Source organism: Pseudomonas sp. NPDC090201, assembly GCF_044746825.1.
Taxonomy (GTDB): Bacteria; Pseudomonadota; Gammaproteobacteria; order Pseudomonadales; family Pseudomonadaceae; genus Aquipseudomonas; species Aquipseudomonas putida_AD.
Genome location: NZ_JBIVCX010000005.1, coordinates 164,082 through 178,299 on the forward strand (window position 1 = coordinate 164,082; position 14,218 = coordinate 178,299).

Genomic DNA, 14,218 nt, shown 5'->3' on the forward strand with positions numbered 1-14,218 from the left:
GCGCCGTCAGTTCAGATTCAGCGACAGGCTACAGGTCCCACGGCGGGCATGAAATCGTACTTTTCCCAGACTTCAGGACCGCCACGCTTGTAAACGATCGGTACGGTTTCAGCCTGCCAGCCAGCCTGATAGCAGCTGACCTGAAGCTGTTCCGGCGCGCCGTTGAGCGCCGTCTGGGCTTCAGGCTTGCTTGCGCAGCCGACCAGCAAACCCGCCATGATTAACAGCGGTAATGGCTTGACCATGTCATTCCCCTTCACCACGGCCTGATAATCAGGCCTTGGCGCGTTGTTCCAGAACTTCCACGGCAGGCAATATCTTGCCCTCGACGAACTCGAGGAACGCGCCGCCACCGGTGGAGATGTAGGAGATTTTCTCGCCCACAGCGTATTTGTCGATGGCTGCCAGAGTATCGCCGCCACCGGCGATGGAGAATGCCGAGCTGTCGGCAATCGCCTGGGCCAGCACTTTGGTGCCATTGCCGAACTGGTCGAATTCGAACACGCCGACCGGGCCGTTCCACAGGATAGTCCTGGAAGATTTCAACAAGTCGGCGAAGTGCTCGGCGGTTTTCGGACCGATGTCCAGAATCATGTCGTCGTCGGCCACGTCGGCGATCAGTTTGACAGTAGCTTCTGCATCCTGGGCGAATGCCTTGGCAACCACGACGTCAACCGGCAGCGGCACGCTGACCTTGGCGGCGATGGCGCGGGCGGTGTCCAGCAGGTCTGGCTCGTACAGCGACTTGCCGACCTTGTGGCCAGCAGCGGCCAGGAAGGTGTTGGCGATGCCGCCACCGACGATCAACTGGTCGCACTTCTCGCTCAGGCTGTTGAGCACGTCCAGCTTGGTGGAAACCTTGGAGCCGGCAACGATGGCGGCCATAGGCTTGGCCGGGTTGCCCAGGGCCTTGCCCAGCGCTTCCAGCTCGGCGGCCAGCAGCGGGCCTGCAGCCGCGACCTTGGCGAATTTGGCCACGCCGTGGGTCGAGCCCTCGGCGCGGTGAGCGGTGCCGAAGGCGTCCATCACGAAGACGTCGCAGAGAGCGGCGTACTTCTGCGCCAGCTCGTCGGCGTTCTTTTTCTCGCCCTTGTTGAAGCGCACGTTTTCGAACAGCACGATGTCGCCGGCCTTGACCTCGACGCCGTCCAGATACTCGGCGATGAGCGGTACTTCGCGACCCAGGGCCTTGCTCAGGTAATCGGCCACAGGCTTGAGGCTGTTCTCGGCGGAGAACTCGCCTTCGGTCGGGCGACCCAGGTGCGAGCAGACCATGACAGCCGCGCCTTTCTCCAGCGCCAGCTTGATGGTCGGAAGCGATGCCAGGATGCGTGCGTCGCTGGTGACGACACCATCCTTGACCGGAACGTTGAGGTCTTCGCGGATCAGTACGCGCTTACCTTGCAGATCGAGGTCGGTCATCTTCAACACGGTCATGAGGTGTTCCTGTGTTTATTACTGTTGTTTGTTGATGCTGCGCAGATAGTGATCGGCGACATCCAGCATTCGATTGGCAAAACCCCATTCGTTGTCGAACCACGCCAGCACGTTGACCAGCCTTGGACCGGAAACCCGGGTCTGGCTGGCATCGATGATGGCCGAATGAGGGTCATGGTTGAAATCACAACTGGCGTGCGGCAATTCGGTGTATGCCAGCAGGCCTTTTAGCGGGCCGCTTGTGGCAGCCTCGCGCAGAATCCGGTTGATCTCGACCGCGTCGGTATCACGCTTGACCTGCATCGTGATGTCCAGGCACGAGACGTTCACCGTCGGCACACGAACTGCTTTGGCCTGAATTCGGCCGGCAAGTTCCGGGAGCAGCCGCTCGATGCCGCGCGCCAGACCAGTGGACACCGGGATGATAGACTGGAAAGCCGAACGCGTGCGTCGCAGATCCTCGTGATGATAGGCGTCAATCACGGGCTGGTCGTTCATCGCCGAGTGAATCGTGGTGATGGTGATGTAATCCAGGCCCAGCTCGCGGTTGAGCAGGTCCAGCAACGGCACGCTGCAGTTGGTGGTGCAGGACGCAGCGGACACCAGCAGCTCGTCGCCGGTCAGCTTCTGCTGATTGATGCCATACACGATGGTGGCGTCGACATCCGCCTCGCTTGCCATCGGATGGGAGAACAGCACACAGGGTGCGCGAGCCGCCAGGAAGCGCTCGCCGTCGGCGCGGGTGTGATAGACACCCGAGCACTCGATCACCAGATCGACGTCCAGTTCGTTCCAGTCGATGCCTTCCGGCGTCTCGCTGCGGAACACTTTGATGACGTGATCGTTGATGTGCAGAAAATCGCCTTCGACCCGCACTTCGCCGGGAAACCGGCCGTGTGTGGAGTCAAAGCGCGTCAGGTATTCGAGACTGGCCATGTCGGCCAGATCGTTGATCGCCACCACTTCAAAGCCCGCCTTCGCCCCTCGCTCGCACAGCGCGCGCAGCACGCAGCGGCCGATCCGACCGTAACCATTGAGGGCAACTTTGTAAGGGCGTGACTCTGGCATGGGGGTTCTCAAAAGCTTGAGTGGTAGAGAACCTGTAGGAGCGCGCTTGCCCGCGATTGCGACATGTCAGTGACACCTGTGGTGGATGACACGACGCAATCGCGGGCAAGCGCGCTCCTACAAGGGGGCGCGCGTCGGTTACTCGTCTTCCAGCAGCTCTTCAGCCGTGCTGATGACGTTCTCCAGCGTGAAGCCGAACTCTTCGAACAGCGCAGGCGCAGGGGCCGACTCGCCGAAGGTGGTCATGCCGATCACGCGGCCTTCCAGACCGACGTACTTGTACCAGTAGTCGGCGTGAGCAGCCTCGATGGCGATACGCGCACTGACTTCCAGCGGCAGGACCGACTGCTTGTACAGCGCGTCCTGGCTTTCGAAGACGCTGGTGCACGGCATGGAAACCACACGTACGTTCTTGCCGTCGGCGGTCAGCTTGTCGAACGCCTGAACGGCCAGGCCGACTTCGGAACCGGTAGCGATCAGGATCAGGTCAGGCTCGCCGTTGCAGTCACGCAGCACGTAGCCACCACGGTTGATGTTCTCCAGTTGCAGCGCATCGCGTGCCTGGTGAGGCAGGTTCTGGCGGGAGAAGATCAGGGCCGAAGGACCGTCGTTGCGCTCGATGGCGTGTTTCCAGGCCACTGCCGACTCCACGGCATCGGCCGGGCGCCAGGTGTCCAGGTTCGGCGTGGAACGCAGGCTGGTCAGTTGCTCGATCGGCTGGTGAGTCGGGCCGTCTTCGCCCAGGCCGATGGAGTCGTGGGTGAACACGTAGATCACACGCTTTTTCATCAGCGAGGACATGCGCACCGCGTTGCGGGCGTATTCCATGAAGATCAGGAAGGTCGCGCCGTATGGCACGAAGCCGCCATGCAGGGCGATGCCGTTCATGATCGCGCCCATGCCGAACTCACGCACACCGTAGTGCAGGTAGTTGCCGCTGGCGTCTTCGCCGGTGATGGACTTGCAGCCTTTCCAGATGGTCAGGTTCGAACCTGCCAGGTCAGCCGAGCCGCCGAGGAACTCGGGCAGCAGCGGGCCGAAGGCGCTCAGGGCGTTCTGGCTGGCTTTACGGCTGGCGATGGTTTCGCCCTTGGCGTTGACTTCAGCCACGTAGGCAGCGGATTTCTCGGCGAAGTCAGCTGGCAACTCGCCGCTCATGCGACGGACCAGCTCGTTGGCCAGCTCAGGGAAAGCAGCGGAGTAGGCAGCGAAACGCTGGTCCCACTCGGCCTCGGCCGCCAGGCCTTTTTCCTTGGCGTCCCACTCTTTGTAGATGTCGGCCGGGATTTCGAACGGGCCGTGAGTCCACTTGAGCGCAGCGCGGGTCAGGGCGATTTCGTCGTTGCCCAGCGGAGCGCCGTGGCACTCTTCCTTGCCCTGCTTGTTCGGCGAGCCGAAACCGATGGTGGTCTTGCAGCAGATCAGGGTCGGCTTGTCGCTCTTGCGAGCGGTTTCGATGGCGGTCTTGATCTCGTCGGCGTCATGGCCGTCGACGTTGCGGATCACCAGCCAGCCGTAGGATTCGAAGCGCTTTGGCGTGTCATCGGTGAACCAGCCTTCGACTTCGCCATCGATGGAGATGCCGTTGTCGTCATAGAAGGCGATCAGCTTGTTCAGGCGCAGGGTACCGGCCAACGAAGCGACTTCGTGGGAAATACCTTCCATCATGCAGCCATCACCCATGAACACGTAGGTGTGGTGGTCGACGATGCTGTGGCCAGGACGGTTGAACTGTGCGGCGAGCGTCTTCTCGGCGGCAGCGAAACCGACGGCGTTGGCGAAACCCTGGCCCAGCGGGCCGGTGGTGGTTTCAACGCCCGGGGTGTAGCCGTATTCAGGGTGGCCCGGGGTGCGGCTGTGCAGTTGACGGAAGTTCTTCAGGTCGTCGATCGACAGGTCGTAGCCGGTCAGGTGCAGCAGCGAGTAGATCAGCATCGAGCCGTGGCCGTTGGACAGGATGAACCGGTCACGGTCGGCGAACAGCGGGTTGCTCGGGTTGTGTTTCAGATAATCGCGCCACAGGACTTCAGCGATATCCGCCATGCCCATAGGGGCTCCTGGGTGGCCGCTGTTGGCCTTTTGCACGGCATCCATGCTGAGGGCACGAATGGCATTGGCACGCTCACGACGGCTGGGCATCGCTGATCTCCTGGGGCAAAGAAGTGGGATCTGAAAAAGGCGGCCATTTTCCCTCAGGCACTGCCTTGGGGGCAATGACAGATACATCCCGAAGCACGATTTTCCTGCCTTGCAGGCGATATTTCTTCACTGGCAAGGGACTTGCGCCCGCAAACGGCGCAATCACGGCGTCAGCCTGTCGCCACCCATCGACCAATATCAAAACTTTTTGATATTGCCCTTGCAGCATCCCGGATCGGTATCTAGACTGCCAGCCCTATGAGTATTCCTGCGTCCGCCATCAGCCCCGAGCAAAGCGATGAACTGGCTGCCTTGTGCAAGGCCGGCGGCGACCCGTTGCGCCTGAACGTGCTGCGCGCGCTGTCCAACGATTCGTTCGGCGTGCTGGAACTGGCGCAGATCTTCGCCATTGGCCAGTCCGGCATGAGTCATCACCTCAAGGTGCTGGCTCAGGCGGACCTGGTGGCAACTCGCCGGGAAGGCAACGCGATCTTCTATCGCCGCGCCCTGCCCCACACCGAGTTATTCGGCGGCAAGCTGCACGCGGCACTGCTTGAAGAGGTCGATGAGCTGACGCTTCCCGACGATGTCCAGGCCCGTATCGGCCTGGTCCATCGCCAACGGGCCAACGCCAGCCAGGACTTTTTCGCACGGACCGCAGAGAAATTTCGTGCCCAGCAGGACCTGATCGCAGGACTGCCGCAATACCGCGACAGCCTGCTGTCGCTGCTGGACAAACTGAGTTTCGAGGCAGGCGCCACGGCCGTTGAAGTCGGGCCCGGTGACGGTGGTTTCCTGCCGGACCTGGCGCAGCGCTTCGGGCATGTCACAGGGCTGGACAACAGCCCCGCCATGCTCGATCTGGCGCGAGACATCTGCACGCGCAAGGCGCTGGATAATGTCGAGCTGAAACTGGCCGATGCATTGACCGACGCTAATGTTTCGGCTGACTGCGTCGTCTTGAATATGGTGCTTCATCATTTTGCGGCGCCGGCCGAAGCACTCAAACAACTGGCCAACCTGTTGCGACCGGGCGCAAGCCTCTTGGTGACAGAGTTGTGCAGCCACGACCAGAGCTGGGCAAAGGAAGCCTGTGGCGATCTCTGGTTGGGTTTCGAACAGGAAGACCTGGCCCGCTGGGCCATCGCTGCGGGGCTGGTCCCCGGAGAAAGTCTGTACATAGGTTTACGTAATGGTTTCCAGATCCAGGTCCGCCACTTTCAGCGACCGGCTGGCGACACTCACCATCGGTAACACAGGAAAATTGTCGAGATGAGCGAATACTCCCTTTTCACCTCCGAGTCCGTGTCCGAAGGGCATCCGGACAAAATCGCCGACCAGATCTCCGATGCGGTGCTGGACGCCATCATTACCCAAGACAAACACGCCCGGGTGGCCGTGGAAACCCTGGTCAAGACCGGCGTTGCCATCGTGGCAGGCGAAGTCACCACCAGCGCCTGGGTTGACCTGGAGCAGATCGTTCGCGACGTGATCAGTGGCATCGGCTACACCAGCTCCGACGTCGGCTTCGACGGCGCGACCTGCAGCGTGATGAACATCATCGGCAAGCAGTCCCCTGACATCAACCAGGGCGTTGACCGCGCCAAGCCTGAAGATCAGGGCGCTGGCGACCAGGGCCTGATGTTCGGCTACGCCAGCAACGAAACTCCAGAGCTGATGCCTGCGCCGATCGCGTTCTCGCACCAGTTGGTCAAGCGCCAGGCTGAAGCCCGTAAATCCGGCCTGCTGCCTTGGCTGCGCCCGGACGCCAAATCCCAGGTCACCTGCCGCTATGAGAACGGCATCGTGGTCGGTATCGACGCCATCGTGCTGTCGACCCAGCACAACCCGGATGTGTCCTACAACGACCTGCGCGACGGCGTGATGGAACTGATCGTCAAGCACGTGCTGCCAGCCGAGCTGCTGCACAAGGACACCCAGTTCCACATCAACCCGACTGGCCAGTTCATCATCGGTGGCCCGGTGGGCGACTGTGGCCTGACCGGCCGCAAGATCATCGTCGACAGCTACGGCGGCATGGCCCGTCACGGCGGCGGCGCGTTCTCCGGCAAGGATCCATCCAAGGTTGACCGTTCGGCTGCCTACGCCGGTCGCTACGTGGCCAAGAACATCGTTGCCGCGGGCCTGGCCGAGCGCTGCGAGATTCAGGTTTCCTACGCCATCGGCGTCGCGCAACCGACTTCGATCTCGCTGAACACCTTCGGCACCGGCAAGATCAGCGATGACAAGATCATCCAGCTGGTACGCGAGCACTTCGACCTGCGTCCGTACGCAATCACCAAGATGCTCGACCTGCTGCACCCGATGTACCAGGACACCGCAGCCTACGGTCACTTCGGCCGCACGCCGGAAACCAAGACCGTGGGCGAAGACACCTTCTCCACGTTCACCTGGGAGAAAACCGACCGCGCTGCCGCCCTGCGCGCTGCTGCAGGCCTGTAATACGGGTTAGCGGTTGTTGTAAGAAAAAGCCCCTGGCGATGAGAGTCGTCAGGGGCTTTTTCGTGGGTATCACCCCCTGCGTGCCACCAGCAGGAACGAGGCGGCGCTGGCCAGCAAGCCTGCGCAGATCCTGTTGAACAGCCGCTTGCCGCTGGGCTTGGCGAACAGCCGCCGGGCATACACGCCCATATAGCAGTACAGGGCGATGGCAACGCACTCCAGTGCCAGGAACATCGCACCCAACTGTGCGAACTGTGTGGTGATCACCCCGGAACGATCGACGAACTGCGGCAAGAACGCAGTAAACAGAAGGATCGCCTTGGGATTGCCGATGGCCACCAGAAACTCTTGCCGCGCCAGACGCCCTACCCCGACCGAGCCCGCCGCCTCATCCACAGGCGAATCCCCATTGGCGCGCCAGAGTTGCACCGCCAGATAGAACAGGTAGGCGGCGCCAACGATCTTGATCGCGTGAAACAGCAGTTCGGAGGTGTGCAGCACTGCCGCCAGCCCCACCGCCGCCAGGGCAATCATGATCGCGAATGCCAGCAGCCGCCCAAGGCCGCCGCTGCACGCCCGCATGAATCCGTAGCGTGAGGCATTGCTGATCGACAGCAGGTTGTTCGGACCGGGTGCCATGTTCAGGGCGAAGCAGGCAGGGATAAAGACCAGGAGTGTCGACAGGTTCACGGAGAATCTCCTTGTTGTTTTCTGACACACATAAGAGACCTCATTCTGCACCCTCGCCGAATCGGCTCAAGGGACAGCCAGGCAACGAAAACGGCCCCAACTGTACCGGCAGCCGAAAAAGCCTGTAACCAGACTGCCGGGCAAGCCTGGCGCCGAAACCTTAGCCTGACTGCCCACTCGTTCAGGCAAGGATGCTTCGATGCTGCGTTACCTGCGCTTCATGGTCGCTGGGCTGATCGCCCTTTCAGTCAGCTTCGCCAATGCCCAGTCCTGCCCCGAGTGGCCCGGGGATCGGGCCGAGAGTGAAATCCGCTCGCTGCAGCAACAGATCGAGCGCTGGGACGATACCTATCATCGCGAGGGCGTCTCGCTGGTGGCCGATGAGCTTTACGACCAGGCCGTGCAGCGGTTGGGCAAGCTGCGCAAATGTTTTGACCAACAGGCACCCAAGGACGAAAACCCGCTCAAGACTGCGACAGGCCCGATACTGCACCCCATCCCCCACACAGGTTTGAACAAGCTGCCCGACGAACGCGCCGTGCAGGCCTGGATGAGCGGGCGGAGCGACCTGTGGATTCAGCCGAAAGTCGACGGGGTTGCGGTCACTCTGGTCTACGAGAACGGCAAGCTGGCCAGGCTCATCAGCCGTGGTGACGGCGTCAGCGGGCAAGACTGGACCGGGCACGCCCATCACATCCAGGCGATTCCGCCCTCGTTGGCGTGGGAATCGACACTGGTGCTGCAGGGCGAGCTGTACTGGAATCTGCCCGATCACAAGCAGGCTGAAGCCGGCAGCGCCAACGCCCGCAGCAAGGTCGCCGGCCTGCTCGCGCGCAAGGCGATCAGCGAAGAAGAAGGCGCGCAGGTTGGGCTGTTCGTCTGGGACTGGCCGGAGGGGCCGGCGGGCATGCGCGAGCGCATGGCCGGGCTGCACGCGCTTGGCTTTACCGACAGCCAGCGCTTCAGCGAACCGGTATCAGGCATCACCCAGGCCAAAAGCTGGCGTGAGTTCTGGTACACCCACGCCCTGCCCTTTGCCTCCGATGGCGTCGTGATTCGAGAAGGCCAGCGCCCGCCTGCGGAGCGCTGGCGGGCCAGGGCGCCTTACTGGATTGCGGCGTGGAAATATCCGCTTGCACAAATACTGGCGCAGGTACGAAGCGTTCATTTCAACGTCGGACGCAGCGGAAAGATCACGCCGGTGCTGGAGCTCGAACCGCTGATACTGGATGACCGAAAAGTCAGCCGGGTGAGCGTCGGCTCGTTCAAACGCTGGGAGACGCTGGACATCCGCCCCGGCGATCAGGTCGCCATCAGCCTTGCAGGGCTGACGATCCCGCGCCTGGACGGCGTCGTCACCCGCAGCGTTGAGCGCACACCGTTGACCATCCCAAACACCGCCGACTATCACGCGCTCAGTTGCTGGCAGCCGGTTCCTGGTTGTGAAAGCCAGTTCCGCGAGCGACTCAAGTGGCTCGGCGGCAAGCAGGGCCTGGCCATGACCGGTGTAGGACCGGGCACTTGGGACAAGCTGATCGAGGCCGGAAAAATCAACGGACTGCTGGACTGGATGCACCTCGACGGTGCACAGCTTGCTAACATTCCCGGCCTGGGAGAGCGCAGCAGCGCTAGACTGTTGGAGAGTTTTCAGGGCGCAGGCGAACAAAGCTTCGAAATCTGGCTCAAAGCGCTCGGCTTGCCGCCGGTCGCGGGCGCGCAGCTGGGCGGTTCGTGGTCCGAGCTGTCTGCCCGCAGCGTCGCCCAATGGCAGGCCGAACCCGGCATTGGCCCGGGACGTGCGGTGCAGTTGCAGGCATTTTTTCAAGACCCGCACGTGCAGGCCCTGAGTGGCAAGCTGCGCGAGCGGGGTATCAAAGGGTTTTAGTCACTTTTCATCCCGGACTTCATGTCGTCTGTCCGGGCATCTTTTTCAAGGAGCGTTCATGAAATTCTTGTCATCACTGCTGATGGTCACCGTCTGCGGGATATGGGCGGCGCCGTCAATGGCGGCCGAGCCCTTGTGCGAAGCCAAGCGCGCGGACATTCAGGCGCAGATCGAGCAGGCCAAGGCCGCCGGGAACAGCGATCAACAGGCGGGCCTGGAAAAAGCCCTGAGCGAGAACACCGAGCACTGCACCGACGCGAGCCTGATCAAGGCACAGGAAAAGAAAGTGCTGGAGGCCAAGCAGGAAGTCGGCAAGCGTCAGTCGGACCTGGACAAGGCGATGAAGAAAGGCGACGCCGACAAGATCAACAAGCGCAAGGACAAACTGGCCGAATCGCGCAAGGAGCTGCAGGACGAACAGCAGAAGCTGGAGCAGATCCAGCCCGATGAAGACGACGAATGATTTCGTAGCAGCACGGCTTGCCGGCGGGGCGCAGTGTCAGCCGGCACATTCGTCATAGACCCACCGCGCCTGCCGGCAAGCCGTGCTGCTACGGATGCGTCTAGTGGTCGCGAAACTCCTTGTGACAGGCATCACAGGCATCTTCGACGTTGTTCATCGGCGGGATCATGTTGGCCGGGGTCAGTTGCAAGGATCTGGTCGCGATGACCAGTTCCCCGGTCCGGGCCTCAAGCGCCCGGGCCAGTTCCTGAAAGCGCGCCTGGCGCCCCCACACCGCATCCCTGGCGCTGGTGTGTTCTGCTTCACGAACGGGCGGGAAGTGTTTCCACGGTTCGTGGGCCAGCCCATCGAGCTTCACCGCACCCTCGGCGAACTTTGCGCCGTCGAACGGCAGCCGCCCGCGCAGCATGCCGCCGGTGTCTTCGCTGGTCTTGAGCATCTGCTTGAAGATTGCCTTGCGCTGGCCGAGCGGGGAATCCGGATCGACGCCCCCGCAGGCCGTCAACGCAAAGGCTGCGACCAGCAGCAGACCGAAACTTCTCAACGCGACGCTCTTTGAATTCATGGCGACTACTGGCGAAAAAGGGTCGCCAGTATCTGCGTACGCCCTGAAAAACCCAAGTGAATGTTCAGGCAGGCGTGCCGACGGAAACGCCAAACAAAGCGACCACCAGCGCCAGCCCGATGAACCACACCAGCGAGCGCAGGGCGGCCAGATCCGCCAGGTAGAAAATGATGTAGAGCAGGCGCGTGGTGACGAACAGCACCGCCAACACATCGATGGTCACCAGTTGGGCGACCCCGGCGATGTGGGCAATGACCACACCGGCTGCGAACCCCGGAATCGCCTCGAAGCTGTTCTGCTGCGCGGCATGGGCACGGCGCGGGAATCCTTCGAGGCTTTCGAGGAAATCCCGGGGGTCGTGATTGTCGCTCATGCGGAATCCACCACCGCCGAACTTGGCAATCCCGGCACACACAATCGGCAGCAGAATCACGATCAACACGCACCAGAAGGCAACGGTCATGTTCACATCCTTAAAAAGTGAGCTTCATCAGAAGCATTCCGAGTAAAACCAGCGCACAGGCTAAGAGCCGTGGCCGGCCAAAAGGTTCTTTGAGATAGCGCATGCCGAACAACACCACCAGCACCACACTCACCTCGCGCAACGCTGCCGCCTCTGCCACTGAGCCTAGCTGCATTGCCCAGAGCACCAGGGCATAACTTGCCAGAACGCAAAAACCGACAGCCAGGCCCAGCCTCCACTGCTCGCGCCAGAACAGGGTGAATGCCGGACGTTTCTTGAGCACTGCCAGCAGCGGGAAGGGCCAGGCGCTGATGAACGTCAGCCAGACCAGATAGTCCAGCGGGGCGATGCCACGCTTGAGCGCCTGGCCATCGATCCAGGTGTAACAACCGATGCACAGGCCGATCAGCCCGACAACCGGCAGCATCGACCACGGCAGACGATCCCCGCCGCCACCCTGCCATAACAGGCAGACCATGCCGGCAGGGATCAGCAGAATGCCGAGGATCTGCTGGGTCGTCAGGTGCTCGCCTGCGAAGATCAAAGTCAGCGCCAGCACCACCAGCGGCGACAACCCTCGCATCAGCGGGTAGACCAGGCCCAGATCGCCCACCTGATAGGCGCGGATCAGCAAGGCGCGATAAACCAGCTCGAACAACGCCGACGCCACAAGCCAAGGCCAGATGTGCAGCGGCGGCGGCGTGACGAACCCCAGCGCGATCACCGCGAGGACAAAAGCGACCACGTCCATGCTGGCGATGACCAGCAACCGCTCGCCGCTGAATTTGATGAGGGTGTTCCAGGTGGCATGCAGCAACGCTGCGATCAGGACCAGGGTTGTCGCCAGCACGTACTCTCCTTATTCGCCCACACCAACCACCAGGCGACACTTTTTCGAGCATAAAGGTTGGCGATGACGGAATACACCAGGCGTGCCGATTGGCTAAGATGCCAGCCATCACAGCCGAGATCGGCCGTACACCGAACCGTTGTATCAGGAGCCTGAATGTCCAGCGAAGAAGACACCACCATCAGTGGTGCAGCGCCCATGATTCCCGACCAGCGCCGGGAGCTGATGCTGCGTCAGTTGCGCAAGCACCAGGTGCTCAGCGTGCACCAACTGATGGAAATGTTCGACTGCTCGCACATGACCATCCGCCGCGACATCGCCTTGCTGGAACAGAGCGGGCGCGCATATTCGGTCACCGGCGGCGTGCGCATCGCAAGCCAGGTGCACAGCGAGCCCAGCCACCAGTCCAAGGCTGTGGTCGAACTTCCCCACAAGCAGGCGATGGCGCGGCTGGCCGCAACCTTGCTGCACCCGGAAATGACCGTGTACCTGGACGCCGGCACCAGCACGCTGGAGCTGGTGCCCTATATCGTCGCGCTGTCGGGAATGACCGTGGTGACGAACGATTTCGGCGTGGTCAATGCGCTGGCCGATGCGACCCATGTGGATGTGATTCACACCGGCGGCCTGCTGGATCACCCGAACCGCTCCTGCGTGGGCGGTCTGGCGGCGGCGACTTTACGGCAACTGGCGACGGACGTGGCCTTCATGTCGACCAGTTCGTGGGACCTGCAACGCGGCACCACCACGCCGTCTGCCTTGAAGGTCGAGGTCAAGCAGGCGGCGATGCAGGCCGCCTCCCGCAGCGTGCTGCTGACCACCAGTTCCAAGTACGGCACCTTCGGCATGTACAAGGTCGCGGGGCTTGAGCAGTTCGACACGATCGTCAGCGACGACGGACTGGGCGGCGCGGCGGCAGACAGCATCCGTGCGCTTGGGGTGGATGTGTTGTTGGCGTCGATAACCGGTTAACCACCTGCAGGAGCGCGCTTGGTCTGGGCCGCATCCGGACGAGGGCGGTGTGCCAGACGCAATTGACGTAACTGACACACCGCCGTCGCGGGCGAGCGCGCTCCTACACCTGAACTGCGTATCCCTTCAAAGCCCCGGGCTAGATACCGGGGCTTTTTTGTTGTTCAAAAAACGATCTATGTTAACTTTTGTTAATTCAAAATATTACTTCACATTATCCGGTCACAGGTTCACTATCTTTAACAGATCCGAACATACACCGTTCAAGTGCCAACGGTAGCGAAGGCACTCGACCCGAGGAGAGACTCATGAATAACAAGAACGTCGGCGTCATTGGCCTGGGTGCCATGGGCCTTGGTATCGCCCGCTCGCTGCTGCGCAGCGGCTTCAATGTGCATGCCTGTGACGTGCGCGCAGCCGTCACCGAGCAGTTCGCCAGCGAAGGCGGCGTTGCTTGTGATTCTCCAGCCGCGATGGCTGCTGCCTGCGACGTCATCATCACTGTCGTGGTCAACGCCGAGCAGACCGAAACCGTACTCTTCGGTGAGAACGGCGCCGTCGCCGCTCTGGCTCAAGGCAGCCTGGTCATCGGTTGCGCCACTGTCGCCCCGACCTTCGCCATCGAGCTGGGCCAGCGCCTGACTGAAAAAGGCCTGCTGTACCTCGATGCACCGATCTCCGGTGGCGCCGCCAAAGCCGCTGCCGGCCAGATGACCATGATGACCAGCGGCCCTGCCGACTCCTACGCCAAGGCCGACGCGGTGCTCAACGGCATGGCTGGCAAGGTCTATCGCCTGGGCGACGTCCATGGCCTGGGTTCGAAAGTCAAAATCATCAACCAGCTGCTGGCCGGTGTGCACATCGCCGCGAGCGCCGAAGCCATGGCCCTGGGCCTGCGCGAAGGTGTCGACGCCGACGCCCTGTACGAAGTCATCACCAACAGCGCCGGGAATTCGTGGATGTTCGAAAACCGCGTGCCGCACATCCTCAAGGCTGACTACACGCCGCTATCGGCCGTGGACATCTTCGTCAAGGACCTGGGCCTGGTACTGGATACCGCCCGCGCCAGCAAATTCCCGCTGCCGCTGTCGTCCACTGCGCACCAGATGTTCATGCAGGCCTCGACCGCAGGCTTCGGTCGCGAAGACGATTCGGCCGTGATCAAGATCTTCCCGGGCATCACCCTGCCGGGCGCCAAAGCCGCCAACGACTGAGGAATCGCA

General features: G+C 61.9%; 15 protein-coding genes. 6 read left to right on the forward strand and 9 right to left on the reverse strand.

Annotated elements, in window-relative coordinates; genetic code table 11:
• Window positions 1-17: 17 nt before the first annotated feature.
• The 5 genes from ACIPOO_RS17135 to ACIPOO_RS17155 form a co-directional block, all read right to left on the reverse strand.
• Complete coding sequence (locus ACIPOO_RS17135) at window positions 18-245, reverse strand: hypothetical protein (RefSeq protein WP_274131594.1); 228 nt, start codon at window positions 243-245, stop codon at window positions 18-20.
• A 28-nt stretch (window positions 246-273) separates the two neighbouring features.
• A complete protein-coding gene (locus tag ACIPOO_RS17140; protein WP_400608669.1) occupies window positions 274-1,437 on the reverse strand; it encodes a phosphoglycerate kinase in 1,164 nt (387 codons plus the stop codon).
• 18 nt (window positions 1,438-1,455) lie between these two features.
• Window positions 1,456-2,505, reverse strand: a complete 1,050-nt coding sequence (epd, locus tag ACIPOO_RS17145; protein WP_400608670.1) for an erythrose-4-phosphate dehydrogenase — start codon at window positions 2,503-2,505, stop codon at window positions 1,456-1,458.
• A 138-nt stretch (window positions 2,506-2,643) separates the two neighbouring features.
• On the reverse strand, window positions 2,644-4,644 hold the full coding sequence (gene tkt / locus ACIPOO_RS17150) for a transketolase (protein ID WP_274131597.1): 2,001 nt from the start codon (window positions 4,642-4,644) through the stop codon (window positions 2,644-2,646).
• A complete protein-coding gene (locus ACIPOO_RS17155; RefSeq protein WP_400608671.1) occupies window positions 4,628-4,873 on the reverse strand; it encodes a hypothetical protein in 246 nt (81 codons plus the stop codon). Before ACIPOO_RS17155 ends, tkt begins: the two co-directional genes overlap by 17 nt.
• A 29-nt stretch (window positions 4,874-4,902) precedes the next feature.
• On the opposite strand from ACIPOO_RS17155, the gene ACIPOO_RS17160 reads away from it, so the two are divergent.
• Together ACIPOO_RS17160 and metK are read left to right on the forward strand one after the other, a co-directional pair.
• A complete protein-coding gene (locus ACIPOO_RS17160; RefSeq protein WP_400608672.1) occupies window positions 4,903-5,898 on the forward strand; it encodes an ArsR/SmtB family transcription factor in 996 nt (331 codons plus the stop codon).
• 18 nt (window positions 5,899-5,916) lie between these two features.
• Window positions 5,917-7,107: a methionine adenosyltransferase gene (gene metK / locus ACIPOO_RS17165; protein ID WP_274131600.1), complete on the forward strand. Its 1,191-nt coding sequence runs from the start codon at window positions 5,917-5,919 to the stop codon at window positions 7,105-7,107.
• A 69-nt stretch (window positions 7,108-7,176) separates the two neighbouring features.
• Here metK and ACIPOO_RS17170 read toward each other — a convergent pair whose 3' ends face one another.
• Window positions 7,177-7,797 (reverse strand): LysE family translocator, encoded by a 621-nt coding sequence (locus ACIPOO_RS17170; protein WP_400608673.1) that lies wholly within the window; start codon window positions 7,795-7,797, stop codon window positions 7,177-7,179.
• Window positions 7,798-7,996: 199 nt separating this feature from the next.
• On the opposite strand from ACIPOO_RS17170, the gene ligB reads away from it, so the two are divergent.
• Both ligB and ACIPOO_RS17180 read left to right on the forward strand, forming a co-directional pair.
• Window positions 7,997-9,682 (forward strand): NAD-dependent DNA ligase LigB, encoded by a 1,686-nt coding sequence (ligB, locus tag ACIPOO_RS17175; RefSeq protein ID WP_400608674.1) that lies wholly within the window; start codon window positions 7,997-7,999, stop codon window positions 9,680-9,682.
• Between the two features lie 58 nt (window positions 9,683-9,740).
• Window positions 9,741-10,145, forward strand: coding sequence for a DUF1090 domain-containing protein (locus ACIPOO_RS17180; RefSeq protein WP_274131602.1), 405 nt, complete (start codon window positions 9,741-9,743; stop codon window positions 10,143-10,145).
• Window positions 10,146-10,245: 100 nt separating this feature from the next.
• Here ACIPOO_RS17180 and ACIPOO_RS17185 read toward each other — a convergent pair whose 3' ends face one another.
• The 3 genes from ACIPOO_RS17185 to ACIPOO_RS17195 form a co-directional block, all read right to left on the reverse strand.
• Window positions 10,246-10,710 carry a c-type cytochrome gene (locus ACIPOO_RS17185; protein WP_400608675.1) on the reverse strand — a complete coding sequence of 155 codons (465 nt, stop codon included), beginning with the start codon at window positions 10,708-10,710 and terminating at the stop codon, window positions 10,246-10,248.
• 64 nt (window positions 10,711-10,774) lie between these two features.
• Window positions 10,775-11,173 carry an MAPEG family protein gene (locus tag ACIPOO_RS17190; RefSeq protein WP_400608676.1) on the reverse strand — a complete coding sequence of 133 codons (399 nt, stop codon included), beginning with the start codon at window positions 11,171-11,173 and terminating at the stop codon, window positions 10,775-10,777.
• A 10-nt stretch (window positions 11,174-11,183) separates the two neighbouring features.
• Complete coding sequence (locus ACIPOO_RS17195) at window positions 11,184-12,023, reverse strand: EamA family transporter (protein ID WP_400608677.1); 840 nt, start codon at window positions 12,021-12,023, stop codon at window positions 11,184-11,186.
• Window positions 12,024-12,179: 156 nt separating this feature from the next.
• Between ACIPOO_RS17195 and ACIPOO_RS17200 the strand changes: the two genes are divergently transcribed.
• Both ACIPOO_RS17200 and ltnD read left to right on the forward strand, forming a co-directional pair.
• On the forward strand, window positions 12,180-12,995 hold the full coding sequence (locus ACIPOO_RS17200; protein WP_400608678.1) for a DeoR/GlpR family DNA-binding transcription regulator: 816 nt from the start codon (window positions 12,180-12,182) through the stop codon (window positions 12,993-12,995).
• Window positions 12,996-13,249: 254 nt separating this feature from the next.
• The gene (gene ltnD / locus ACIPOO_RS17205) at window positions 13,250-14,209 is read left to right on the forward strand and encodes an L-threonate dehydrogenase (protein WP_274131668.1); all 960 of its coding nucleotides are present in this window, start codon (window positions 13,250-13,252) and stop codon (window positions 14,207-14,209) included.
• The last annotated feature ends 9 nt before the right edge of the window (window positions 14,210-14,218 follow it).

Bases quoted from the DNA above. Each gene is read 5' to 3' on its own strand.
- ACIPOO_RS17135 (WP_274131594.1), bottom strand. From the start codon at position 245: ATGGTCAAGCCATTACCGCTGTTAATCATGGCGGGTTTGCTGGTCGGC.
- ligB (WP_400608674.1), top strand. From the start codon at position 7,997: ATGCTGCGTTACCTGCGCTTCATGGTCGCTGGGCTGATCGCCCTTTCA.
- ACIPOO_RS17190 (WP_400608676.1), bottom strand. From the start codon at position 11,173: ATGACCGTTGCCTTCTGGTGCGTGTTGATCGTGATTCTGCTGCCGATT.
- epd (WP_400608670.1), bottom strand. From the start codon at position 2,505: ATGCCAGAGTCACGCCCTTACAAAGTTGCCCTCAATGGTTACGGTCGG.
- ACIPOO_RS17200 (WP_400608678.1), top strand. From the start codon at position 12,180: ATGTCCAGCGAAGAAGACACCACCATCAGTGGTGCAGCGCCCATGATT.
- ACIPOO_RS17140 (WP_400608669.1), bottom strand. From the start codon at position 1,437: ATGACCGTGTTGAAGATGACCGACCTCGATCTGCAAGGTAAGCGCGTA.
- ACIPOO_RS17160 (WP_400608672.1), top strand. From the start codon at position 4,903: ATGAGTATTCCTGCGTCCGCCATCAGCCCCGAGCAAAGCGATGAACTG.
- ACIPOO_RS17155 (WP_400608671.1), bottom strand. From the start codon at position 4,873: ATGCTGCAAGGGCAATATCAAAAAGTTTTGATATTGGTCGATGGGTGG.
- ACIPOO_RS17185 (WP_400608675.1), bottom strand. From the start codon at position 10,710: ATGAATTCAAAGAGCGTCGCGTTGAGAAGTTTCGGTCTGCTGCTGGTC.
- ACIPOO_RS17180 (WP_274131602.1), top strand. From the start codon at position 9,741: ATGAAATTCTTGTCATCACTGCTGATGGTCACCGTCTGCGGGATATGG.
- tkt (WP_274131597.1), bottom strand. From the start codon at position 4,644: ATGCCCAGCCGTCGTGAGCGTGCCAATGCCATTCGTGCCCTCAGCATG.
- metK (WP_274131600.1), top strand. From the start codon at position 5,917: ATGAGCGAATACTCCCTTTTCACCTCCGAGTCCGTGTCCGAAGGGCAT.